Consider the following 25,541-nt stretch of genomic DNA (forward strand, 5'->3'; position numbering starts at 1 on the left):
ATGATGACGAAAGTATATGCATCGATGGCAGGAAATGTATGGAAGATTGTTGTAGGAGTAGGAGATACAGTAGAGGAAGAGCAAGATGTCGTCATTTTGGAATCTATGAAAATGGAAATTCCAATCGTTTCAGAAGAAGCTGGCACAGTTATGAAAATTAATGTGCAAGAAGGCGATTTTGTAAATGAAGGAGATGTATTACTAGAAATTGAATAGGGAGATATAGGGGGAAGCGAATTGAAACTACCTAATTTTGCTGTCATTAAAGAAGTCGGGCCACGTGATGGCTTACAAAATGAAAAAAAGATTGTTGGCACAAAAGATAAAGTAAAATGGATTCAACTACTTACAGAGGCTGGATTATCGTACGTTGAAGTTTCCTCATTCGTTCACCCTAAATGGGTCCCTGCATTAGCAGATGCAAATGATGTGTTTTCTGAGCTGAAAAGGGATCCCAATGTTACATATGCAGCGCTTGTTCCAAATCAAAATGGTTTGGAACGAGCTTTTTTGCAAAATGTAGATGAGGTGAATGTTTTTTTATCAGCAAGTGAATCTCATAATAAAAGTAATATTAATAAATCAATTAAAGAAGCATTAGTTGTAATTGAAGATATAACAAAACAGGCATTATTCGAAGGGAAAAAAGTAAGAGGCTATGTTTCTACTGTATTTGGATGTCCTTATGAAGGGGATATAAGTCTCGTAGCAGTTGACGAATTATGTAATCAACTATTTTCATACGGCATTTATGAAGTATCTCTTGGCGACACAATCGGAGTAGCAAATCCACTACAAGTAGAGCAAGTTTTAGAGCATTTATTAAAGAAATATGATGCTTCGCAGTTTGCAATGCACTTCCATAATACGTACGGAATGGCACTTGCGAATGTAGTAAAGTCTTTAGAATATGGTATTACAACATTTGATAGTTCTTGTGGTGGCCTTGGGGGATGTCCATATGCACCAGGAGCATCAGGTAATGTTGCCACTGATGACTTAGTTCATATGCTCCATAAGTTAGGTGTCCAAACGAATATTGATGAAGAGAAGTTATTGAGAGCGAGTCAATTTATTCAGAGTAAATTAAATATCCAATTACCGAGTCATGTGTATAGAGCGCTTCAACATAAAACGATAAGTAGGTGAGAAGATGCTACAATTACAAAACATTTCAGTTGATTATGTAACACCGCACGTTGTAAAGATTTCCTTAGATCGTGAAGGACAAGCCAACTCATTATCTTTAGCTTTATTAGAAGAGTTACAAAACATTTTAACTCAAATAAATGAAGAGTCAAATACTCGTGTAGTTATTCTAACAGGTGCTGGTGAAAAAGCGTTTTGTGCTGGTGCTGATTTAAAAGAACGTGCTGGCATGAATGAAGAACAAGTTCGCCATGCTGTTAGTATGATTCGCACTACTATGGAAATGGTTGAACAATTACCACAGCCAGTTATTGCTGCTATAAATGGAATCGCACTTGGTGGTGGTACGGAATTAAGTTTAGCTTGTGATTTTAGAATTGCGGCTGAATCTGCAAGTCTTGGTCTTACTGAAACTACACTTGCAATTATACCAGGAGCAGGTGGTACGCAGCGTTTGCCAAGATTAATTGGTGTTGGTAGAGCGAAAGAATTAATTTATACAGGTAGACGTATTTCAGCACAAGAAGCAAAAGAATATGGTCTAGTAGAATTTGTTGTACCACCTCATTTACTTGAAGAGAAAGCGATTGAAATAGCAGAGAAAATTGCTAGTAATGGTCCTATTGCTGTTCGATTAGCGAAAGAAGCAATTTCAAACGGTATTCAAGTTGATTTACATACCGGATTACAAATGGAAAAACAAGCGTATGAAGGTGTAATCCATACGAAAGATAGATTAGAAGGATTACAGGCATTCAAGGAAAAACGCACACCAATGTATAAGGGGGAGTAAATATGTTAGACCAAAAACAACAATCGAATACATTTGAAGAACGAGTTGAAACGATTAAACAAGGCGGCGCACCAAAATATCATGAACAAAACAAAGCGAAAGGTAAACTATTCGTTCGAAATCGCTTAGCTCTTTTATTTGATAATGGTGAATATGTAGAAGATGCATTATTTGCAAATTGTGAACAAACAGGATTACCTGCTGATGGTGTTATAACTGCAACGGGTAAAATACATGGTCGTACTGCATGCGTAATGGCAAATGATTCTACGGTAAAGGCTGGTTCATGGGGCGCACGTACAGTTGAAAAGATTTTACGTATTCAAGAAACGGCAGAAAAATTACGTGTTCCGTTATTTTATTTAGTTGACTCTGCTGGGGCGCGTATTACTGATCAAGTTGAAATGTTCCCAGGGCGCCGCGGGGCAGGAAGAATCTTCTATAATCAAGTGAAATTATCAGGTAAAGTCCCGCAAGTATGCTTATTATTTGGACCTTCTGCAGCTGGTGGCGCATATATTCCAGCCTTTTGTGACGTTGTTATGATGGTAGAAGGAAATGCTTCTATGTATTTAGGATCTCCTCGTATGGCTGAGATGGTTATCGGTGAAAAGGTAACTTTAGAAGAAATGGGCGGAGCTCGTATGCATTGCTCTGTATCAGGATGCGGAGATGTTTTATGTAAGACAGAAGAAGATGCGATTACACAAGCAAGACAATACATTTCATATTTTCCAAATAACTACTTAGAAAAGACTCCATTGGTTACACCTCAAGAACCGAAACAATTCGATAAAACGTTAGAAGAAATCATTCCAGAAAATCAAAATGCTCCTTTCAATATGAAAGATCTCATTAATAGAGTTATTGATGAAGGTTCTTTCTATGAAGTGAAAAAATTATTTGCTCAAGAACTCATTACAGGTTTAGCACGTATTGATGGTAAGCCAGTTGGTATTATTGCAAATCAACCGCGAATGAAAGGCGGCGTATTATTCCACGATTCAGCTGATAAAGCAGCGAAGTTTATTAATTTATGTGATGCATATCATATTCCGTTATTATTCCTTGCAGATGTACCTGGATTTATGATTGGCACAAAAGTAGAACGTGCTGGTATTATTCGTCACGGTGCAAAAATGATTTCCGCAATGAGTGAAGCAACTGTACCAAAAATCTCTATCGTTGTCCGTAAAGCATATGGTGCTGGTTTATATGCGATGGCAGGTCCAGCCTTTGAACCAGATTGCTGCCTAGCATTACCGACAGCTTCTATTGCGGTAATGGGTCCAGAAGCCGCGGTCAATGCTGTATATGCAAATAAGATTGCAGCTTTACCAGAAGAAGAGCGTGATAGCTTCATTGCTGAAAAACGCGAAGAGTATAAGAAGGATATTGATATTTACCATTTAGCATCAGAGATGGTCATTGATGGTATTGTTCATCCAAACAATTTAAGAGAAGAGTTAAAAGGACGATTCGAAATGTATATGAGTAAATATCAAGTATTTACGGATCGTAAACATCCGGTTTATCCAGTTTAAAAGCCCTATTTAGGGCTTTCTTGCTCAAAAAGTCAAGGAGGGGAAAACATTGAAACAAGCAGTTTGGTTTCCAACAGAAGAGTATAAAGAAAAAACGCGTTTATATGGTTGGATGAAATCATTGGGCTATGAAGATTATGAAACGTTTTATAAAAAGTCAATCGAAGAAACAGCTTGGTTTTGGGGAGAAGCTGAGAAAGCAGTTGGCTATCAATGGATGAAACCTTATACAGAAGTGCTAGATTTAGAAAATGGTACGCCGTTTGCACAGTGGTATAATGGCGGAACATGTAATGTTGTAGAATCGGTTTTATCACGCTGGCTTGCAGACGATGAAACGAGAACACAACCAGCACTTCAGTATGAAGGGGAGAATGGAACTTCAAAATCATTTACATATGAAGAGCTTGATAGCTGGGTAAGTCGCGTCGCAAATGGTTTGAAACATGCAGGTATTGAAAAAGGTGACCGTGTCACAATTTATATGCCGATGATTCCAGAAACAGTTGTTGCGATGCTAGCGGTTATGAAGATCGGAGCAATTATTTCACCAATATTCTCAGGATTTGCGTCTGATGCAGTCATGACACGTGTGCAAGCGGCAGGATCTAAAATGATTATTACTGCAGATGGTTTTTCACGCCGAGGTAAAGTTGTTTCATTAAAAGACGAAGTAGATAAGGCTTGTGAGCATTGCCCAACTGTTGAAAAAGTTGTTATCGTGCGTCATGCAGGAAATGATTTTACACCGCATAATTATGATTTCTCATGGAGTACGTTAGAAAAAGAAAAGCCATTTGTACATGCTGAAGAAATGCATAGTGATGATCCATTAATGCTCATTTATACATCAGGTACAACTGGAAAACCGAAAGGGACAGTACATACTCATGCTGGATTTCCCTTAAAAGCAGCTTTTGATGCGGGGTTCGGAATGAATATTAAACAAGGTGACCGCGTATTATGGGTAACTGATATGGGATGGATGATGGGACCATTTTTACTATTCGGTTCTCTTATTAATGGGGCAACAATGGTTATGTACGAAGGCGTTCCGGATTTCCCAGAAGCAGATCGTTTATGGGAGACAGTTGATAAATATGAAATTACACATCTCGGTATATCACCAACATTAATTCGTGCGTTAATGGCAAAAGGTGATGAGTATGTAAATAAACATTCGCTTAAGAGTTTAGAAGTATTCGCCTCAACAGGCGAGCCTTGGAATCCAGATCCTTGGATGTGGCTATTTGAAACGGTTGGAAAAAGTAATGTACCAATTTGTAACTATTCGGGCGGGACTGAAATTTCTGGTGGAATTTTCGGAAACGTCCTTATTAAACCAATTGCACCGATTAGCTTTAACGCTTCTTTACCAGGAATGGCAGCGGTTGTGCTCGATGATCAGGGCAATCCGATTCGTGATGAAGTTGGAGAATTATGTTTAGAGAAACCTTGGGTTGGTATGACGAAAAGTTTCTGGGAAGATGATGAGCGTTATGTGAACACATATTGGTCACGTTTTGAAAATAAATGGGTTCATGGTGACTGGGTGGTTTATGATGGTGAACAATATATTATTACAGGACGCTCAGATGATACGCTAAACATTGCTGGAAAACGCATTGGACCTGCTGAATATGAATCTATTCTTGTGAAGCATAATGATGTCATAGAAGCTGCTGCGATTGGTGTACCAGATGATGTAAAAGGTGAAGTTTGTCATTGTTTTGTAGTATTAAGAGACAATGTAACATTCTCAGGAGAATTAAAGAAAGAATTAATGAGTTTAGTAAACTCTCATATTGGAAAAGCATTATGTCCAAAAGATATTCACGTTGTAGAAGATTTACCGAAAACACGTAATTCTAAAGTAATGCGACGCGTCATTAAAGCCGCTTATTTAGGAAAAGAATTAGGCGATTTATCGTCACTTGTGAATCCTGAGGTAGTTCCGTTTATTCAGGGGTTGCAGTCTAGTAAATTATAAAACTCGGAATGAGCTCTATTTAATTAGAGCTCATTTTTGTATTTACTAATATAAGTGAAGAGTAGAAGATAAAAAGAAGAGTGGAAATATTAAGGTAGAAAAGTGAGGAAACGGAAGATGGAAGTTAAACAATGAGACGGTTTATATATCTAACTTTTTAAGTATTTTGTATGTCTAAAATGACTAATATAAAGGGAATTCCACTTCTCTTAAAAATTTATAAATCTAATTAAGGTTGAGTTATGTTCGTTGTAATGCAACTAGCTAAAAACTTATCATTAAATGTAATTGAGCCTTCAACGGTGAATGGCATTTTAATTGTTAGGTTCTTACTCATATAATCAAATCCAATTTCCTGTTCACATTCGCCGCAATTGATCGAAGAAGATATTAGTGTGCCAGATAAAATATTGTAAACAATGGTTAAGCAAACTGGCTGAGTTAATCCTGGTAAAACACAAGGCATTGTATTTTAACCTCCTTTTCTATTAATAGGAAATGAAATGTAGGGGGGTTCGATTTTGGGGAAGAGTTAATAAATTAGGTTAAAGTGTAGAAATAAAAAATATTGTACAACATGTTTTAAATTGTAAATTTAATATGGGAAAAAAGTTTAGGTTTTGTTTATTAATTTAGGAGGGTGAGAGAGGAAGTAGAAGTTATACTTCTATTTCCTCTGAAAAATTACTTGGACTAAGGTTGAGTTAAATTCGTTGTAACGCAACTTGCCTGGAATTTGTCATTGAATATAAGAGTACCTTCACCAGTAAATGGCACTCTAATAACTAGATTCTTACTAGTATAATCGAATTCCGTTTCTAGAGTACAACTTCCACAATCAACAGTAGAAGATATTAGTATACCCGATGAAACATTATAAACAAGCGTTAAACAAAGAGGCTGTGTTAAACCTGTAACAATACAAGACATTCTATTTACACCTCCTATGCTACTTATTAATAATAGTAAATGTAAATAGGATAACTTTTGAAACGGTAAATGCGGAAAAATTACAACAAATAGATAGAATATTTTTTGGTAATAGAAAGAAAGTTTTGAAGTAGATTTAAATAGTAATTTGATAGATCTTTCTAAAAAATAGCTTTAACTCATATTTTCTATAGATACATACTGGCGTCAAATTATTGGAGGCCAGTTTAAAATTTTTAAATACAATTACTAAAGAGATTTTTTTGGGAATTGTACATAAATGAAGGGTTTAAATTAAAGGTAGAAACGGTAATGGATTAGTTTTTAATTAAAATAAAAAGATTTAGTACAAAAGTTTGTTTTTTCTTTTCTATGTTTTTGCCTCATACACTTTGAAGCTAGTGGACATACTATATTAATAGAAATGACTAGGGGGTGAGATTTTGGGATCTCGTTATAGTAATTCTAGAAAAAAGTGTTCATGTAAACAGTGTTCAGGCAAACAGGATGATTGTTGGGATGTTTTTGAAGAGTGTAAAAAAGAACATGAAGAGCAAAATAAGGCATGTGACTGTTGCTGTGTACAAGGAATTAGAGATGAGCTGAGAAAGTTAGTAAACAGATCAGTGCGTATTACAACAGGAAGTAATAATTATGCAGGAACTGTTTCTTCAGTTACTTGTGATGTTGTAAAGCTTGCTAATAGTGCTGGGGTAGTTACAGTAATTATTTCAGTTTGTAAAATTGAAGCGATTGAACCACTGTTAACATAAGAAACATGGCATAATTGGGCTATGTTTTTTGTAAAGCCATTCTTATGAATGGCTTTATTTTCATTTCGTATAAAAGGAGAATATATTCTATATATAGAAATAAGTTTGAGTAAATATAGAATGGTGTATGAAAGGAGAATGAAGTTGATTAAACTAGAACCCTTTAAACGATCCGATTTCAAACAATTAATAAATTGGATTGATTCCGAAGGTTTTTTAATACAATGGTCAGGAAATGCATTTACATATCCCCTACATGAACAACAATTAGAAAAATATATAGAAAGTGAAAATACGCTTGCATTCAAAGTAATAGATGAAGAGACTAAAGAAGTAATTGGTCATATTTCACTTGGGCAAATAGATAATATAAATAAATCTGCAAGGATTGGTAAAGTACTAGTTGGTGATACGAGAATGAGAGGACGTTCCATAGGGAAGAATATGATGAAAGCAGTACTTCATATTGCATTTGATGAATTAAAACTACATAGAGTAACGCTTGGTGTTTATGATTTTAATACATCGGCTATTTCATGTTACGAAAAAATAGGATTTGTAAAAGAAGGCTTATTAAGAGAGTCGAAAAAAGTAGGGGAGACATATTGGAATTTATGGGAAATGAGTATGTTAGAATATGAATGGGGCGATAAAAAACAATAGTTGTTTATAATTATGTTATGTCGATTAAAAGGGGTATGGTGGGAATTTATGAATAAAAAAACGAAAATTATTACAATTGCAGCTGTTTCAGGAGGAGGTAAAACTACTGTTACAGAAAGATTAACTCATAAGTTAATAAATTCAAAAGCGCTATATTTTGATAGTTATCACTTTGATAACTGTCCTGCAGATATTTGTAAATGGATTGATGATGGAGCAAATTATAATGAATGGGTACTCACACCATTAATTAAGGATATTCAGCATCTTATACGAGATAGTAATGTAGATTATATTATTGTAGATTATCCTTTTGCATACTTAAATAGTGAAATGCGACAGTTCATTGATGTAACTATATTTATCGATACGCCTTTAGATATTGCGATGGCTAGAAGAATTTTGCGAGATTTTAAGGAAGAAACAATGAGTGAAATACATAATGATTTAAAGCATTATATAACATATGCTAGAAAAGGCTATTTGGAGGCGCTTCATACTGTAAAGGCAAATTCAGATATTGTTTTGGATGGATCTTTATCTGTAGATGAAATAATTAATCAAATTGAAGAAGAACTTTATCGGAGAGAAGTGATCGTCCATGGTTAAATGTATAGAGGAATATGTACAAGTTGATGATTTTAAAATGTATTCAAAAGTATTTCAAGGAAAGAAGTTGCAGCCAGTTATTATAATGGAAGCAGGTTATGGCGATTATTCAAAGGCATGGGACCTTATTGCTGAAGAATTGACGGAATATGGGACGGTACTCACTTATGATCGAGCGGGAGTAGGGAAAAGTGGCAAGAGTTCCAAGCGACGTATTAGTTCTGAAATGGTAAAAGATTTGAGAAGTTGTTTAGAGCAATTACAATTGAAACCACCTTATATTTTTGTAGGACATTCTTTTGGTGGTATAAATGCACGTTTATTTGCGAATTTTTATCCCGAAGATATGTCTGGAATCGTTTTGGTTGATTCGACACCGGAAAATTATAAAGAAGATTTTTTGCCAATCATGTCACTGGAATTTCAGGAAGCTTACTATAAACAGTTTGTATATGAAAGTTCTTATGAAGAGTTTATGTTTAGTCTAAGTGAAGCAAATAAACATTGTCAGTCAATGAGAAATATTCCACTTGCCGTATTAGTTGCTGGTAAAAAAAGCCTATTATTCGCAAGAAGCACAAATGAAGTGGTTACAATTGCAAGAAGAATTATTACGCTTATCAAACAATCATACATTTGTAATTGCAGAACAAAGTGGTCACTATATTCAAAAAGATGAGCCTCATTATATTATAGATGCTGTTAAATGGATAATTGAGGTAGAGGAGAGATAAATGTGTATAATTTATTTCAATACAATTGGCAAGTAAGAGATGATTGGTTTAAGTGGTGTGAGCAACTTTCAAAGGAAGAATTACTCCGTAAGCGTATTGGTGGTGTTGGAAGTATTTTAGAAACATTATTTCATATTGTAGATGTTGAGTATAGTTGGATTAATGCCCTTCAAGAAAAAGAAGATGGTGCACCGCAGTTTAAAGAGTATCAATCTATCCAAAAAGTGAAAGCGTTATCTGATTTATATAAAAGAGAATTAGAAGATTTTTTACAAGTATGGTCAGCTAACTTAGAATGTAAAATATTAAAAGCTTCGTGGACAGATAAAACATATACATATGGTGAGATCTTAAGGCACGTAATTGTACATGAAATTCACCATATCGGTCAGCTATCTATATGGGCAAGGGAGTTAAATCTTCGGCCTGTTTCAGCAAATTTAATTGGGAGAGGACTATAAATTTAAAAAACGGCTTGCACTGTAAATGCAAGCCGTTTTATATATATAAGAAGATTTCTTAATTAAAATCCTCGGATTTTTTCTGACGTATATGTAAGAACATTAAAATTGTTATAATGAAGAAAATCAACAATGTTTGTATAATCAAATTTTTAAACTGAAGCAAAACTGCCCAAGATGTAACAGCATCTTTAAAAGCTTGGAGTGCAGAGTATGAAGAAGGATCAAAGCCGTACTGAAGTAACTTTTTTGTTTCAATAAAAGTGCTGTTTTCATTTTCGGCGTCTAATATTACTGAAATAAGTCTAGTATCTCCTCGTTTTGCTGTACTGACAAAACTATAATTACCATTAGTTGAAAAACTAGTTTGTAAGCCATCAACACCTTGGTGTTTAATGTTTTTATTAAGGGAATATATCATTTTATTGGTGTTGAAAACTTTCGTATCTTTGAAGGTGAACTGGTAAGAGGTTAGTTTTGTAACGTTCAGTACATCTGGAAAGTCTGTTACTAATTGTGTTGCTAGTTTAGCAACTTCAATTGCTGTTGTAGTTGAAAGTTTATTTGTATCGTTATTCATTCCAGTAGCGTTTAGAAACGGAGATGATTGTGATAACTTTAGGTGTTTTGCTTTTTCATTCATTAACTGTGTGAATTTATCTTCGTTTCCAGCGATATGTTCTGCAAGGGCAAGTGCGGAACGATTATTTCCTGTCAATAACAGTGTATGAAGTAAATCACGAACCGTCGTTTTATCTTTCGAAGTTACTTGTATAGGACTCGTTTCTGCTCGGAAAACTTCGTTACTTATTTTTACTACTTCATCTAACTGTATAGTTCCTTCATTTAGTTGTTCCAGTGTGATATATTCAGTCATTAATTTAGATAAAGTAGCCGATTGTATAGGAGTTTCTTCATTTTTTGTATAAACAACTTCACCTGAATGAGCATCTATTAAAATAGCTGATTTAGCTTGAATAATTGGGCCATTTACATAAAGATAAAAATATAAAACGATAAGTGCAGTAATAACAAAAGATAATAATAAAATTGTGAATTTTTTTAAGAATTGCATAAGCGATCCTCCTATTATGACATCGATAATAATATTGTAAAAAGGAATGCTTAATTAGGAAGAAAGAAAAGGTAAAGAATTTCTAAAGAATTATAAAGGATTATTAAATTTTGGATGTTACTGGAAAATAAAAGGTCCAATTTCTTATATCGTAAGAAATTGGACCTAAAATTAAGCTGTATTAACATTTATATGGTTGTAGTTTTACAGTGAATGTTGTTTTTTTGTCATCACTATACACTTCAATTGTTCCTTTATGCAATTCGACAATACTCTTTGCAATTGCCAATCCGAGTCCAGATCCACCAGTGTTTGTAGAGCGCGATTTCTCAACACGATAAAAACGTTCGAAAATATGAGGTAAATCGGTACTTGGAATAGGTTGGCCGTAATTGGTTATATCGATTGCAATCATATTATTACTTTCATAAGCAGTAATATCAATATAATCACCATCGTTACCGTAAGCGATAGCATTAATAATTAGATTTTCAAATACGCGTACTAATTTGTCTCCATCAGCTAATACCATTAACTTCTTTGATGGGAAAAAGGGGCGACAATCAATATTAGCCTCTTGAAGCTGTATTCGAAATTGAACTGTTAATTGTCCAAGAAGTTCTACAATATCAATAGGGACAGAATATAAACTTAATTCTTTATTTTGAACACGTGTATATTCAAACAGATCATTCATTAATGCATTAAGACGAGTTACTTTATCGTAAATGACTTGTATATAATGACGTAATTCCACTTCATCTCTATAATTATCATGGTGGATTAAGTTCACGTATCCAACTATAGAGGTAAGAGGAGTACGTAAATCATGCGATACATTTGTAATCAGTTCGCTTTTTGCTTGTTCTGCCTGTCTTTCTTCATCAATCGAGACTTTCAATTGTTCAACAATTTGATTAACCCCGCTTGCTAACTCTTCTAGATAATTATGGTTTACGATAGAAACTTTATGATTGAAGTTTCCATTTGCAATATAGCGAATCTCTTCTATCATTTTTTTAATACAAGTTTCATAGTAAAGCTTTCTTTCATGACGATAAAAAATGTATAGGTAGGATGAGAAAATAGAAAATAAAAATAAATAAGAGACAATCATCATCCATAGAGATTCTTTTATTCCTTTATATTTTTCATAACCAAAAATTCTAATGAATTCTTTGCCAAGTTCGCTTAACGTAAGCGAACTCTCAATTACACTCGTAACGAGGCGATATATAATTAATTCAGTAATAGGAGTGAGTGTGATAGCTAATAAGAGCCAAAAAATAAGTTTCCATTTCGGGATATCTTTTAATATATCAAATGCTTCATTTCTCAATTTTATAGCCTACTCCCCAAACAGTATGAATAAATTTTTCTCCATTCATTCCTGTTTCAAGCTTATCTCGTAAATTACTAATGTGGACCATTACAGTTTTATTTGAACCATAACCATCTTCATTCCAAACACGTTCAAATATTTCTTCAGAACTAAATACTCTTCCTGTATTACTCGCAAGTAAATATAAAATATCAAATTCAATAGATGTAAGCTTAATATATTCGCCATTTACTTTCACAGTATGATTATGTTTGTGTATTTCAGCAGAACGAATGCGAATCATACCATCTTCATTCTTTTGGGAAGTGGCATTTTGGAAGGATGATCGTCGTAGCAAAGCTTTCACTCTAGCTACTAATTCTAATGGATTAAATGGTTTAATCATATAATCATCGGCGCCTGTCATAAGTCCTAATATTTTATCCATATCTTCTGCTTTTGCACTCAGCATAAGAATAGGTACAGTATTATTTTCCCGAACTTCTTGGCAAACTTCTAATCCATTTCGTTTTGGCATCATAATATCCAAAATCATAAGGTCAACTTCATATGTAGAAATCATTTGTAATGCTTCATCGCCATCATATGCTTTATAAATGTTATAGCCTTCATTTCGCAAATAAACAGCAAGTAATTCAACAATTTCTTTATCGTCATCAATAATTAATATATTTTTATTCATTATGTAGTTCCTTTCCTTACAAATCATTAACATTACTATAATATCAAACATTTATGTACTTGTAGCGATGATTATGTATAAAATTTCATGTAACGTATTAAAAAAGGGATTAAAACATTTATAACGAATACAAATAAAAAGGATATTTAAATACAACGTTATATTGAAAGTTAGGAAGAAGGGGACATACTACGATGTTATATAAGGATATATATTCATTTACTCCAACTGGAAAGATTGAAACTGATATAAAAGCTTTTCTATTAAAATACAATAAAGAAGTTACATATAAACATTCAATTCGAGTGGCAAATGAGTCTCGTAAAATTGCGGTTATGTATCATGTAAATGAAGAAGAGGCAACAATTGCGGGATATTTACATGATATTAGTGCAATTTTTCCAAATGAAGTACGGATTGTAGTTGCTGAAGAATTCGGAATAGAGATATTAGAAGAAGAACGAAAATTTCCAATGATTATTCATCAAAAACTTTCTAGAGTACTCGCAAAAGAGATATTTAAAGTGCATGATGAAGAGACTTTAAATGCAATTTGTTGCCATACGACACTGCGTAAACATGCAACGAAGATGGATTTAGTGTTATTTGTTGCTGATAAAATAGAATGGGATCAAAATGGGACACCACCATACTTAGTAGAAGTAAAAAAGGGGTTAGAAAAATCTTTAGAACATGCAGCTTTTGCATATATTTCATATTTGTGGGATAGAAAAGACACGTTGAAAGTTTTACACCCTTGGCTAGAAGATGCATATTGGCAGTTAAAAGAAATTGTAGAGTAGAAAGAATATAAAATACAGTTAAAAGAATATATGAATGAAATATTTACTGGGGTTACATTAGTACCATACATATAATAAACACTTATTTGAAGATATATTTTCAAAAGAAGATAAAGTGTTTTTAATAGCAAATGTTTATTGACTTAAAAAGGGAAATGTAAAAAATCCACAGAAAATAAATATATAGTCTATTTATTCAAAAAGAGATTTAAAATATCATACAAGACAAGAAACAATTCTTTTTTATTTGAAGATGAAGAAACTGACTTGTATTGTACATATCAATTTTCATTAAAATATTTCGCTGGTGATATAAAGTATAAACGACTTATTCAAGCGGCGAATCATGAAGATTTACCAGGTCTTTATCCTCGTTTAGGACGCAAAAAAAGAAATTTCTTATCCAGATGTATTTCTCATAAATGCAACAAAAGATATTATCATGTTTATGCATGATGATAGAGGAAGTGAAGTAATTTCGAAGAATAAAGAAACAATACGAAATTTATATGAGAAATATAAAGAGTGGATTCCAGATTATAAAAGAGAAAGCATAGATAAATTATTTAAATGACAGTGAGGGAAGTGAAGTTTGTAATGAAACGTATTGCAATCGTAGCCGCTTGGGAACCTGAACTTACGTATTTGCATCAATCTTATCCAAGTGAACGCATTGAAAAAAAAGCCGCTTGGGAATTTCATTTTCATACTATAAATGATCTGGAAATTATTTCAGTTATAACTGGTGTTGGGAAGGTAAGTTGTGCTAGTTGTGTACAATTATTAATTAGTGAGTTTCAGCCGGATGAGTTGTTTATGACAGGGATATGCGGGAGTTTATCAAATAAGGTGAAAAATGGTCATATTGTAGTGGCACTGAACGCAATACAACACGATGTCACTGCTGCTGGTTCGGGTGAAGATGTTTTTAACTTATATAATGGTAGAACAGCACCTATTGAAACAACAAAATCACTTGTAAGAAGAATAAAAAAAATACGATCGTATGATCCGATTCATTTCGGGACATTTTTATCTGGAGATCAACGTATCCGTAGTTCGGAAATGAGATATTTACTCCATACTGTATATGGGGCATTGGCAGTTGATCAAGAGGTGGCAGCTTTTGCTTATGTATGTCAAATCAATAAAAAACCTTTTTTATGTTTAAAAGCTGCTTCAGATCAAGCAAATGATAAAACGAAAGAGGAACAAAAAATCTTTAAAATGTTAGCATGTGAACGAGCGTGTGAGCATTTAATTGCTTTTTTACGTGTATATGAGATTAATGTAGTAAATCATAGATAGTAAGAGGGGTTAATATTGGAAAGTACAAATAAAATAGCTATTTTGGGTGCAAACGGAAAAGCTGGAAAAATTCTTGTAAATGAAGCGTTAGAAAAGGGATATCAAGTAAAAATATTAACGAGAAACTCTACAAATACAGAGAAAATAAATGAAAATATAGAGACTATTATTGGGGATGCACGTAACTTTTCAACGATACAAGACTTACTTCAAGGTTGTAGTGCTGTAATTAATGCAGTAGGTCAACCGAAAAATGAATCTTACATTTTTAGTACAGTAACGAAGCATATTTTAGAAGCGATGAAGGAGTCTAAAATAAAAAGATATATTCTAATTTCCGGAGGTTCTTTAAATGTTACGGGAGATCAGAAGGGAATTGTAAATAAAATAGGAGCTACTTTGTTTAAATTGTTTTTACCAAAAATGATGCAAGATAAATATAAAGAATTACAAATTATCCAAAATAGTGAGGTAGATTGGACAATTGTTAGATTACCATTTGTTATAGAGGGAAATGGTATTGGAAGTATAAAAGAGAGTTTAGTTGATATGCCAGGAATTAAAATACAAAATGGCGATATTGCACCGTTTGTTATAAAACAAATTAATAGTGATAGATATGTAGGGAAGTGTCCGTTCATTTCAAATTAAGCAGTAGAATTCAAAATTAAAGTATGATGTGACTAGTAGATCTTATGTATTTGAACGTTAAGTTTAACACGAGTAAGTGGGGGATAATTTTATATGATTCAATATAAAAGATGCAGTGAAATAAATATAGATTTAGTGTATGAAGCTTTTAGGGATGGGTTTTCAGATTATATTATTAAGATGGAAGTTTCAAAAGAAGATTTTATAAAAAGGTTTTTTGGAGCTGAAGGGAATTCGTTAGAACACTCGTTTCTTTCTTTAGACGGTGACAAACCAGTTGGTGTAATACTTGGTGGTATTAAGATTTATGAAAGTATAAAAACAATGCGTTGTGGAACATTAGCTATTCACCCTAAGTATCGCGGTATTGGTGTGAGTCAAAAGTTATTTGAACTGCATAAAGATGAAGCGATTCAAAACGGGTGTAAGCAACTTTTTCTTGAAGTCATTGTAGGTAATGACCGGGCGATTCGTTTTTATAATAAATTAGGCTATGAAAAAGTGTACGATCTATCTTATTATAATTTAAAAGATATGACTAAAATAATGCTTAAAGAATGTAAAGGAATTGAAGTAAAACAATTAGAATTTGCAGCTTTTAAAGTTGAAATTCAGAAATGGTTACACTTCCATATAAACTGGCAAAATGATATGGATTATATCGAAAAAACAAATCATACATTTTATGGTGCATATGTCGATAATGATTTAAAAGGTTCTATATGTATGAATGAACAAGGTAAAATCAGTTTTATTTTTGTAGACAAAGATTATAGAAATATTGGTGTTGGGACGAATTTATTACAAGTAGCAATTGAAGAATTGAAGTTGTCCACGTTAACTATTGGCTTTCCTAATAATAGTTTGCTAGAAGGATATTTGAAAAAAATGGATTTCGAAAAGAGTTCATTAGAACAATATGAAATGTACTTTTTATTATAATAAGCGAAAGGAGATATTCTTTTCGCTTATTATTTTTTTATTTTAAATAATATAAGAATCACATTAAAAATGTGTGCAAAGATAATAAAATTTTTAAAGTAAAATAAAATTGTAAAAAATGCAACTTGCTTTATTGAAAGAAAGGACCATATTCTTGAATAAAGAAGCAAATAAATAACTTCTGAAATGTACAATCGTTGTATAGTTTTTAAAAGGAGATTCATTTCTTATATGAGAAGGGAGAGGGGATTTTGAACTTAAAATATGAGAAGGGTATGGGCTCAGAAATAAATGATAAAGTTTATTTGAGTAAAGGATGGGGTTATGTTGCAGCTGTTTCCCTGTTACCATATGCAATTTTAAAATCTCTTTGGGCATGGGGATCAACGGTAGGACTTACAACAAAGCAAGCTGTTCAAAGTGTGACAGGATTTGGTGAAACATTACAGGAAGGATCCTCCTTTTTATATACGCTATATACCATTGGAATAGACTTCACAGCTCTCTTAGCAGTACTTGCATCTTTATTTGCTATAGCGCTCGTTACTTCATGGGGAGAGAAGCTACCGAGATGGTTATTAATCATATCAGGATGGGCAGTTGGAGTATTCACAGTTATAGTTAGTTTCTTAACAGTGTTTCAATTTTTAGGAATACTTCCTAAAGGATACACCGAAGGATTGGCTATTTGGGTATATGTGGTGACATATGGCGGATTATTCTTGTGGGGGATAACTGTATTTATGGCGACTCTGTCGTTCCAGCATCGAATGAAAACTAAAAGGAAAAAATAAATAATTTACTATTATTGTATATCTTAAATATTTTAACTATGGCGGAAGTTTTTTATAAATAGTTGAGGCTGAAGTATTCTGCTTAGTCGTAGGCATGTAGTTTATTTGTTTTTATACTACTGTTTACTATATTAAGATTTATGTTAAGTCGGATGATAAACTTTGCACCATAAATATGTGGAGAAGAGCGAATGTAGATTCGTTCTTTTTTATGTATAAAAAGTAAAATACCTATCAAATTTGAAAGGAGTGTATATGCATCTAGACTGTCGTTTTGTTTGATATGTTTTCCTCTCGTGGACATATTGAACTTTCTATTAATGAAAGAGCTTTGAATTTGTTTATTCTTAAGTTGATTTTTAAATTATTACTTTTATGATGATATTATATTTTGTATAATATTCTTTTTTTATGTAGAATAGATAGGATGGGAGGGGATGAAATGAATAATGGATTAAAGTTTAAGATTTTTGAATTGCATTCTTTCGTTCAAAGAACTTATTCTGATATGAAAATAGCATGCGATATTGCTATTTATCAAGAAAACACTTCTAAATATTTAATTTCATTAGGTTTTTTAAATAAATCATACATGACTTATATAGAAACAAAAAGATTTTATCGTGAAAATGAAGAGCTTGTAAGTGTAGAATTTGATAATTTCTTTGATACATATGATATATTAGAACAGGAGTTAAAAAAAGTTATTTCAACTGAAGATAAGAATCCTTCATTGTTACATAGTAGATTTGATCAGTTTCAGCAGAAAGTTGAAAATATAAATGACCTAATAAAAGTAATGCAAAATGCTCGTTAATGAATGCTTTTTCTGTTTTATATAGAAATTATGCATTAAAAATATATTAGGGGTATTACATATTGAAGAGGTGACTTTTGTTGATTACAGAAGTCATCTTTTTACATTAGAAATAGATTGTATAAATTTTAGTAATTTCATATTTTAGGAAATCATAAGAGGGAAATAACATGAAAAATAAAAAAGAAATAGCTATAGTTGCATTAACAACAGGATTAGCTTTGACAAGCATAGTACCATACGAGAAAGGTTATGCGGAGGAAACGGATCAAATGCAAGTTGATATTCAAGAGGATTCGTTCCGTACAGGTGAACTTACAAAACCATCACAAAAAACGCCAGAGAACGTAGTGAAAGATGCACTTAAGGAAAAGACGGAACATGCTTTGTCTCCAAAACAAGTTAGTGGAGACAAAGGGGTAGATTACAAGGTTCTTCAAAAACGTGGTTCATATGATGGGACTACACTTGTTCGTATGCAACAAATATATGAAGGTAAAGAAGTATACGGACACCAATTGACTGCTCATGTAGATAAAAAGGGTATTATTAAAAGTGTTTCAGGGGAAAGTGCACAAAACTTAGAAAAAGAAGATTTAAAGAATCCTATTAATTTATCAAAAGAAGAAGCAAAACAATATATTTATACGAAGTACGGAAATGATATTCAATTTATTTCTGAGGCAGAAGTTAAGGAAGTTATTTTTGTTGATGAAAATCGTGGGCAAGCTACAAATGCATATCAAGTTACATTTGCAGCTGCCACACCAAACTATGTATCTGGAACTTATTTAGTGGATGCTCATAGTGGTGATATGTTGAAAAATATGGTGCAAGAGTCAGATTTAAAAGTAAATGAAGAGCGTGTTGAAGCTATTCAGGAGAGTAAAAAAAGTAATTTTAAATCATTAACCGGGACTGGAAAAGATGATTTAGGAATAACTCGTACATTCGGTATTTCTGAACAAAGTAACGGGAAATATGCGCTTGCTGATTATACAAGAGGGCAAGGAATTGAGACGTATGATGTAAATTATAGAGATATTACTTTTGAAGAAAAATATTATCCTGGTATATTAACAACTAGCACATCAACAACATTTAATGACCCAAAAGCGGTAAGTGCTCATTTCTTAGCGACAAACGTATATGATTTTTATAAAGACAAATATAAGCGTAATAGTTTTGATAATAAAGGGAAAAAAGTAGTTTCAGTTGTACATGCATGGGATTCTGGAGAAACAAGTGATCCTAAAAATTGGGGGAATGCATTTAGCGCTAATATTAACAATGTTAGTATGCTTATATATGGTGATCCAATGGTTAGATCGTTTGACATAGCGGGTCACGAATTTACACATGCGGTTACATCTAGTGAATCTAATCTTGAATTTTTTGGAGAATCTGGAGCAATTAACGAGGCGTTATCTGATATTATGGGAACGGCTATTGAGAAATATATAAATAATGGGGAATTTAATTGGACAATAGGAGAACAAAGTGGATCAGTTCTCCGTAATATGAAAAATCCATCTTCAGTCAAATTTTTTAATGGAGTACCGTATCCAGATGATTATAGCAAATACAGTGATTTAAACGGAGAGGATAATGAGGGCGTTCATTTCAACTCAAGTATTATTAATAAAGTCGCGTATTTAATTGCACAAGGTGGCACTCATAACGGTGTAACTGTAAATGGTATTGGTGAAGATAAAATGTTTGATATTTTCTATTATGCAAATACTGATGAATTGAACATGACTTCTAATTTCTCTGAATTAAGATTAGCGTGTCTTAAAGTTGCAACAAATAAATATGGGGCAAATTCCATTGAGGTTGAAACGGTCCAAAAAGCTTTTGATGCAGCAAAAATTAAAGGAACAGTGAAAGAAAACGAAAAAACTGAGGCAAACCAAGTCCCAGAGCTAACAGTACCGCCAACAATTACACTACGTGTCGGTGATAAGTTTGACCCAATGAGCAATATAAAAGCTATTGATAAAGAAGATGGTGATTTAACAAATCGAGTAGAACATAAAGGTGATGTAGACACTTCTAAACCAGGCAAATACATTGTGGATTACTCTGTCGTTGATTCTCAAGGTGGGAAAGCAACGGTAACACAGACCGTAATTGTAGAGAGGGATGGAGAAACATCAGATCTAAAACCTACATTAACAGTTCCTATTGCAACGACAATTACTGTAGGAGAATCATTCGATCCGATGGAAAAAGTAAAAGCTATTGATAAAGAAGACGGCGATCTTACTTCTAAAGTAAAAGTTGAGGGGGAAGTAGATACCTCTAAAGTCGGTACTTACATAGTAACGTATACAGTTACAAATTCTAAAGGCCATGAAGAAATTGCGAAACAAACTGTAACAGTCACAGGTAGAGAAGAAGTTAAGAATGACATACCAATACTAAAAGTACCTTCTACAACTACAATTACTAAGGGAGATGAATTCAATCCAATGGTAGGTGTATCAGCTACGGATAAAGAAGATGGTGATCTTACTTCTAAAGTAGTATATAAAGATATTGGAGATACCACTAAAGTTGGTACTTTTGAAATAATATATAGTGTCACAGATTCTGTAGGTAATAAGGTACATGCCATACAAAAAGTATTAGTGAAGGATACAGACGCTAGCAAAGCTAAAGGTAGTACTAATAACAGTAATAGCGGTAATATCCAAAACAACAGTAATTCTGATAAAAAAGAATCTACATATAAAGAGCTTCCAAACACGGGGGGCAGTACAACTAATAGTACAACAATGGGCTTATGGATGGTTTTTGCAGGTATAGTGTTCACTTTAGTTCGCAAATTTAGAAAAATATAAAAGTAGATAGTACAGCTTATTCGTTTGAAGAAGGTGTAAGAGCTGCTGAAATTTGCTATGAATTTTTAAAGCAAGAGGGGCATATTCGGTGCGGTGTTCCTGATGCATTTTTCCGAGATGAGGCGTACCAAAAGATAGTTCAAATAGGTGGACCTGGCCCAAAAGATCACCCAGCAGCAAGTCATAAAATTGTCCATACCTATAAAACACTAACGAAAATGTTTGAAACTGCTGGATTTGAGGTAGTTTTACTTGAATATTGTGATGAAAATGGTCAGTTTTATTATAATGAATGGGATGCAAACGACGGTGTTATTTTCCGTTCGAAAAGGTATGATTCTAGAAATAAAGGTGATAAACTTGGTTTTCCATCGTTAATTGTTGATGCGATTAAGCGGTAAATCATTCAACAAAAACAGGAGTAATTCTATAAATTTATGAGTCGCAAATGCGGCTCTTTTTATTTGAGCGTAAGTCTATATTTTGGGAAGAAACGTGCATAAATGATATTTATTTTTCAAGATTATTTAAATTGATTTAGAAAAGATTAAAGTTTTTCTCATCACGTTTAACTTTTAATTACTACTTCGTTTATATAAAGATTTATTTTATATTTATATTCGTGTAAAATAAATTAAGAACATACATTCTATATAGGGGGGCAATCAATATGATAGCTGAAATCGGGAAACTAACTAATGGATATATTGTAAAATTTGAACGTCATTTTTCATATTCGATAGAAGAAGTTTGGTCAGTTTTAACAGAAAATAGTAAGTTAAAAAAATGGATGTCCAATTTGCAGATTGAAAGCCTTAAAACAAATGGTGTAATAAAGTTCGACATGATGGATGGTTCATTTATAAATATTGATATTATAGAGTGTCAACAAAACTCAGTGCTTGAATTTACTTGGGATAAAGATCGGGTCCGATTTGAAATACATAAAGAGGATAATGGAACCCTTTTACTTCTCCAAGAATATATTCACGAATTAACTGATCATACACCGAAAGATATAGCTGGTTGGCATATTTGTTTAGATCTTTTTTCTGCCGTTCTAGAAGGAGAAGAAAAAGAATTTTCTAAAGATAAATGGCAACAATGGTTTGAAATATATAAAGATAAGGTTCTTGAAGTAAGAGGGTAATAACGTTAAAAGTTATATTAATTATGTAATTATTATATTGTAAAAATAATTGTTAAGATTAAAAATGGTTGATGAGTGGTATTGTTGTTTGTTAATCTTTTTGTTTTATTGTCTGTTTTTTTGCATTTAACAGAAATATATACTTGAATGAAGTATATATTTCTGTTAAATTTATCCTATGGATAGAACGAGTTTAATTAAAGGGCATTTAGAAATGTGTGTATTATCTATTTTGTCAAAAAAGAAAAGTTATGGTTATGAGATTATGAAAGAGCTAGAAGTACACAATTTAAAATTGAAAGGAGTAGGAAGTATTTATCCAATTTTAACTAAGTTAAAAAATCAAGATTGGGTTAATACTTATCAAGAAGTAACAGACAGTGGTAAAGTTAGAATTTATTATGAAATTAATGAAAACGGTAAAATACGTCTTGAGAAGAAAATTAATGAGTGGTTAGAATTGCAATCGGATATTCAAACATTATTAAAAAGCGGTTTGAAAGGAGACCTTCTGAAATGAGGAATAGATTGATAGGTAAAGAAAAGCAATTTTTAACAGACGTACTAAAAGAATTAAAGCAATACGATATTAGTTTAGAAGAAAGGGAAAATATAAAGCGACAAATATTAGAACACATTCAAGAATGTCGTGAACATGGTGAAGATAGTATAGATGATTTAGGTACACCTCAATTATTTGTTCAAGATTTTTTAGAAATAAATGAAATTGATTTAAAAGTCAAAATGACACAACTTCAAAATGAAAAAGGGAAATTTAACACATTTATGTTCCGCAGCATATTCATCGCAGTTATTACTTACCTCATCTCGCAAACTACATTTTCAATATTTTTAACTGAATCATTTAATTCAATTAATAGTAAAAATACATTTAATTATAATATTTTATATCGCATATCAGAGAATCAATGGTGGAACTCATTATTAATAATGAGTAGTTTTACAATCTCTGTAGTAGTATTCATTAGTTTAGTAAATTATAAAAAAAGAAAGCTATCTAAAGTATAATGAAGAAAACTATCTATAAATTATTCCAAATATGTATTCTTTGTAATGTATTAGTATTATGTATCGTTCATCCAAAAGTGTATGCCCAGCAAAATATTAAAGCTACTTTAGATAAGTATATTGAAGAATTTATAAATGAACAGAATATTCCAGGAGTTGCTGTTGCAATTGTACATAATAAAGAAGTATTCTTCACAAAAACGATGGGGGTTACTGGAGAATCTGAAAAAAGGGTAACTAGTAAAACGCCATTTGCAATCGGCTCAATAAGTAAATCTTTAACAGCTTTAGCTATAGTGAAATTAATAGAAGATAAAAAAATAAAATTAGAGGATCCAGTTCAACGATATCTCCCCTGGTTTAAACTAAAAGATGCTCAAATATCCTCAACTATAACAATCCAACATCTACTAACTCATACAAGCGGAATCAACACATATGAAGGCTTAGCATTATCAGATAAGCAATCTAAAAGTTCTACAGCATTAAAAGAAAATGTAATGAAACTTTCAAATGTAAAAGTAACTGCTTCACCAGGTGAAAAATATCAATATAGTAATGCAAATTATATTGTTTTAGGCGCACTTATTGAAGAAGTTACAAATGAAACATATTCATCATATATGGAAAAGTATATTTTTCAGCCGTTAAATATGAATGGTGTGGCAGCAAGTAAAGAAACTGCATATGAAAAAGGTTATTTAACGGGTTATCAGTCGTGGTTTGGCATACCAAGAAAAAGTGTAGTGTCCTATGATAATGCCGGGGCACCATATGGTTATATTACCGCGAATTTGGAAGATATGATTCAATTCATTATGTTTTTGAATCGCCAAGAAAATCTTCAATTTTTAAAGCAAGAAAACATGGATCTTTATCTTTCACCACTTTATAAAATAAATTCAGAAAAAAGTTATGGTTTTGGATTAAGAACAACAAATATAAATGAAAGCGAAACGATGATTTGGCATTCAGGATCAACGCCCGATGCTCGTGCAGAAATATTTACTTTAAATAAAAGTGGCTGGAGTGGTGTGATTTTAACAAATAAAAATCATGTATTAGAAGAAACCGCACTATCAGAATTGAAAAAGGGGATTATTAGTATTTTGAATGGAGAAGAACCGGTTGATATCCCTAAAAACATCCCATTAATACAAATTGTTTTGTTGCTAGTTACACTTATACTTTTCATAATATCAATTATGTTAATTAAAAAGTATAAACATATGAAAAGCGTAAAAAAGCTAATTTGGTTATTCATAGGGAGTCTATCCCTACTATTATCTATTATTTTCATCCCACTTCTTACTTATAGTACAAGTTCACCATGGCGTACGATAAAAATATTTGCGGCAGATATAGGTTTACTTACAAGTATTATAGTAATTTTATTAGTTGTGAACGGATTATTATCAATCTTCATAGGTTTAAGACGAAAGAGGGTATACGAGTAAATAATTGAAGAAATATAATTCAAGTGTTATAAACAGTTGACTCTCACATAATGTCATTGTTTAAGATAAAGTTGAGCTTCGAAGTAGATGTAATTTATAGGAGGAAAATATGTTTAAAATAGGGGATTTTTCAAAACTATCTTCCATTAGTATTCGTATGTTGAGGCACTACGACAAAGTGGAATTATTACAACCAGTAAAAGTCAATGAGCTGAGTGGATATCGATTTTATTCAGCAGACCAATTAAAAAAAGTAAATCAAATTCAAATATTAAAAGCTATGGGGTTTAATATTAATACCATTAAAGAAATAATAGAATGCGATAATATAGATAGCATAAAAGAGCAATTTTTAAATCGTAGTGTTCAAATTAAAGAAGACATGTATAACCTCCAAAAACAATTACGTCTCCTCGAAGACTCAATGAAAACGATGAGAGAGGATGTTGTTGAGATGAATTATCATGTTTCAATAAAAGAAATTCCAGAAAGAACTGTAGCTAGTGTTAGAAAGATTATTCCATCGTATAATTGCGAAGGTGATTTATGGAGTATATTAATGCAAGAAATACAAATAAAGAATATTAGTATTGACCATCCGAGTTATAGTATTGCGGTTTTCCATGATCGTGAATACAAAGAAAATGATGTAGATATAGAAATACAGCTAAGTATTCTAGGGAAGCACGAAAATACAAAAGACGTTACATTTAAAAATGTGGAATCAGCTAATGTAGCTTCTATAACAGTTAATGGAAGTTATGAACAGATGACAGCTGTAAATGAAGCTGCGGCAAAATGGATTGAGACAGAGGGTTACGAATTAGCAGGTCCAATGTTTAATATTTATCATGTGAGCCCAGCGATGGAATCGAATTCTAATAAATGGGTTACAGAAGTTTGTTATCCAGTTAAATGATTATAAAGAAAAAAGGCATATTATAATGCCTTTTTTCTTTATAAACTTATCCGTAATTGCAATTAACCAATCATAGTTAT

General features: G+C 32.4%; 25 protein-coding genes and 3 pseudogenes. 24 read left to right on the top strand and 4 right to left on the bottom strand.

The annotated features are described in order from the left end of the window. The 5 genes from ACTFR9_RS05180 to ACTFR9_RS05200 are packed head-to-tail and all read left to right on the top strand — an operon-like array spanning window position 1 to window position 5,476. On the top strand, window positions 1-216 hold the full coding sequence (locus ACTFR9_RS05180) for an acetyl-CoA carboxylase biotin carboxyl carrier protein subunit (RefSeq protein WP_001985297.1): 216 nt from the start codon (window positions 1-3) through the stop codon (window positions 214-216). 21 nt (window positions 217-237) lie between these two features. Then, on the top strand, window positions 238-1,149 hold the full coding sequence (mvaB, locus tag ACTFR9_RS05185) for a hydroxymethylglutaryl-CoA lyase (protein WP_000775431.1): 912 nt from the start codon (window positions 238-240) through the stop codon (window positions 1,147-1,149). Window positions 1,150-1,153: 4 nt separating this feature from the next. Further along, window positions 1,154-1,942, top strand: a complete 789-nt coding sequence (locus ACTFR9_RS05190; RefSeq protein WP_048554477.1) for an enoyl-CoA hydratase — start codon at window positions 1,154-1,156, stop codon at window positions 1,940-1,942. Between the two features lie 2 nt (window positions 1,943-1,944). Continuing rightward, on the top strand, window positions 1,945-3,486 hold the full coding sequence (locus ACTFR9_RS05195) for an acyl-CoA carboxylase subunit beta (protein ID WP_000886756.1): 1,542 nt from the start codon (window positions 1,945-1,947) through the stop codon (window positions 3,484-3,486). 49 nt (window positions 3,487-3,535) lie between these two features. Then, window positions 3,536-5,476 (top strand): AMP-binding protein, encoded by a 1,941-nt coding sequence (locus ACTFR9_RS05200; RefSeq protein ID WP_000806464.1) that lies wholly within the window; start codon window positions 3,536-3,538, stop codon window positions 5,474-5,476. A gap of 229 nt (window positions 5,477-5,705) precedes the next feature. Here ACTFR9_RS05200 and ACTFR9_RS05205 read toward each other — a convergent pair whose 3' ends face one another. Further along, window positions 5,706-5,942, bottom strand: coding sequence for a hypothetical protein (locus tag ACTFR9_RS05205; RefSeq protein WP_001112247.1), 237 nt, complete (start codon window positions 5,940-5,942; stop codon window positions 5,706-5,708). 907 nt (window positions 5,943-6,849) lie between these two features. Here ACTFR9_RS05205 and exsK point away from each other — a divergent pair. From exsK to ACTFR9_RS05230, 5 genes and pseudogenes are all read left to right on the top strand, one after another. Next, window positions 6,850-7,179: an exosporium protein ExsK gene (gene exsK, locus ACTFR9_RS05210; RefSeq protein WP_000535710.1), complete on the top strand. Its 330-nt coding sequence runs from the start codon at window positions 6,850-6,852 to the stop codon at window positions 7,177-7,179. A gap of 120 nt (window positions 7,180-7,299) precedes the next feature. Next, on the top strand, window positions 7,300-7,842 hold the full coding sequence (locus tag ACTFR9_RS05215; RefSeq protein WP_033674197.1) for a GNAT family N-acetyltransferase: 543 nt from the start codon (window positions 7,300-7,302) through the stop codon (window positions 7,840-7,842). A 48-nt stretch (window positions 7,843-7,890) separates the two neighbouring features. Beyond that, window positions 7,891-8,451, top strand: coding sequence for a hypothetical protein (locus tag ACTFR9_RS05220; RefSeq protein ID WP_001036631.1), 561 nt, complete (start codon window positions 7,891-7,893; stop codon window positions 8,449-8,451). After that, window positions 8,444-9,185: pseudogene (locus ACTFR9_RS05225) on the top strand (alpha/beta fold hydrolase). The gene ACTFR9_RS05220 and the pseudogene ACTFR9_RS05225 overlap by 8 nt, the downstream one beginning before the upstream one ends. Before the next feature lie 2 nt (window positions 9,186-9,187). Further along, window positions 9,188-9,646 (top strand): DinB family protein, encoded by a 459-nt coding sequence (locus tag ACTFR9_RS05230; RefSeq protein WP_000282499.1) that lies wholly within the window; start codon window positions 9,188-9,190, stop codon window positions 9,644-9,646. Between the two features lie 58 nt (window positions 9,647-9,704). Here the strand turns inward: ACTFR9_RS05230 and ACTFR9_RS05235 are convergent, their stop codons facing one another. The 3 genes from ACTFR9_RS05235 to ACTFR9_RS05245 form a co-directional block, all read right to left on the bottom strand. Continuing rightward, complete coding sequence (locus tag ACTFR9_RS05235; protein WP_074543429.1) at window positions 9,705-10,721, bottom strand: D-alanyl-D-alanine carboxypeptidase family protein; 1,017 nt, start codon at window positions 10,719-10,721, stop codon at window positions 9,705-9,707. Window positions 10,722-10,902: 181 nt separating this feature from the next. Further along, window positions 10,903-12,060 carry a sensor histidine kinase gene (locus ACTFR9_RS05240; RefSeq protein WP_001243301.1) on the bottom strand — a complete coding sequence of 386 codons (1,158 nt, stop codon included), beginning with the start codon at window positions 12,058-12,060 and terminating at the stop codon, window positions 10,903-10,905. Continuing rightward, window positions 12,050-12,745, bottom strand: a complete 696-nt coding sequence (locus tag ACTFR9_RS05245) for a response regulator transcription factor (RefSeq protein WP_001038815.1) — start codon at window positions 12,743-12,745, stop codon at window positions 12,050-12,052. Before ACTFR9_RS05245 ends, ACTFR9_RS05240 begins: the two co-directional genes overlap by 11 nt. A gap of 194 nt (window positions 12,746-12,939) precedes the next feature. Between ACTFR9_RS05245 and yqeK the strand changes: the two genes are divergently transcribed. The 14 genes and pseudogenes from yqeK to ACTFR9_RS05315 all read left to right on the top strand — a co-directional run bounded on the left by yqeK (window position 12,940) and on the right by ACTFR9_RS05315 (window position 25,461). Continuing rightward, window positions 12,940-13,548, top strand: coding sequence for a bis(5'-nucleosyl)-tetraphosphatase (symmetrical) YqeK (gene yqeK, locus ACTFR9_RS05250; RefSeq protein ID WP_229136333.1), 609 nt, complete (start codon window positions 12,940-12,942; stop codon window positions 13,546-13,548). A gap of 12 nt (window positions 13,549-13,560) precedes the next feature. Continuing rightward, window positions 13,561-14,122, top strand: a pseudogene (locus tag ACTFR9_RS05255) (DUF3885 domain-containing protein). Next, complete coding sequence (locus tag ACTFR9_RS05260; protein WP_000218296.1) at window positions 14,119-14,856, top strand: phosphorylase family protein; 738 nt, start codon at window positions 14,119-14,121, stop codon at window positions 14,854-14,856. Before ACTFR9_RS05255 ends, ACTFR9_RS05260 begins: the two are co-directional and overlap by 4 nt. 15 nt (window positions 14,857-14,871) lie before the next feature. Continuing rightward, entirely contained in the window at window positions 14,872-15,507 is a 636-nt protein-coding gene (locus tag ACTFR9_RS05265) for an SDR family oxidoreductase (protein WP_000446321.1), read from the top strand. Between the two features lie 93 nt (window positions 15,508-15,600). Continuing rightward, a complete protein-coding gene (locus ACTFR9_RS05270) occupies window positions 15,601-16,449 on the top strand; it encodes a GNAT family N-acetyltransferase (RefSeq protein WP_000617044.1) in 849 nt (282 codons plus the stop codon). A gap of 251 nt (window positions 16,450-16,700) precedes the next feature. Next, window positions 16,701-17,243, top strand: coding sequence for a hypothetical protein (locus tag ACTFR9_RS05275; protein WP_002163643.1), 543 nt, complete (start codon window positions 16,701-16,703; stop codon window positions 17,241-17,243). Between the two features lie 442 nt (window positions 17,244-17,685). Beyond that, entirely contained in the window at window positions 17,686-18,060 is a 375-nt protein-coding gene (locus tag ACTFR9_RS05280; protein ID WP_001059029.1) for a hypothetical protein, read from the top strand. A 170-nt stretch (window positions 18,061-18,230) separates the two neighbouring features. Next, window positions 18,231-20,906, top strand: coding sequence for a M4 family metallopeptidase (locus ACTFR9_RS05285; protein WP_000791137.1), 2,676 nt, complete (start codon window positions 18,231-18,233; stop codon window positions 20,904-20,906). A 20-nt stretch (window positions 20,907-20,926) separates the two neighbouring features. After that, a pseudogene (locus tag ACTFR9_RS05290) lies at window positions 20,927-21,307 on the top strand (class I SAM-dependent methyltransferase); the annotation flags it as partial. Between the two features lie 269 nt (window positions 21,308-21,576). Further along, complete coding sequence (locus ACTFR9_RS05295) at window positions 21,577-22,056, top strand: SRPBCC family protein (protein WP_000559856.1); 480 nt, start codon at window positions 21,577-21,579, stop codon at window positions 22,054-22,056. Window positions 22,057-22,234: 178 nt separating this feature from the next. Next, window positions 22,235-22,576 (top strand): PadR family transcriptional regulator, encoded by a 342-nt coding sequence (locus ACTFR9_RS05300; protein ID WP_001997521.1) that lies wholly within the window; start codon window positions 22,235-22,237, stop codon window positions 22,574-22,576. Beyond that, on the top strand, window positions 22,573-23,085 hold the full coding sequence (locus ACTFR9_RS05305; protein WP_229136331.1) for a hypothetical protein: 513 nt from the start codon (window positions 22,573-22,575) through the stop codon (window positions 23,083-23,085). The genes ACTFR9_RS05300 and ACTFR9_RS05305 overlap by 4 nt, the downstream gene beginning before the upstream one ends. Next, a complete protein-coding gene (locus ACTFR9_RS05310; RefSeq protein WP_061536720.1) occupies window positions 23,085-24,542 on the top strand; it encodes a serine hydrolase domain-containing protein in 1,458 nt (485 codons plus the stop codon). The genes ACTFR9_RS05305 and ACTFR9_RS05310 overlap by 1 nt, the downstream gene beginning before the upstream one ends. Window positions 24,543-24,651: 109 nt before the next feature. Next, window positions 24,652-25,461, top strand: a complete 810-nt coding sequence (locus ACTFR9_RS05315) for a MerR family transcriptional regulator (protein ID WP_095842914.1) — start codon at window positions 24,652-24,654, stop codon at window positions 25,459-25,461. Window positions 25,462-25,541: the final 80 nt, after the last annotated feature.

The organism is Bacillus cereus group sp. MYBK222-1 (genome assembly GCF_051916425.1).
GTDB classification, from domain to species: domain Bacteria; phylum Bacillota; class Bacilli; order Bacillales; family Bacillaceae_G; genus Bacillus_A; species Bacillus_A paranthracis.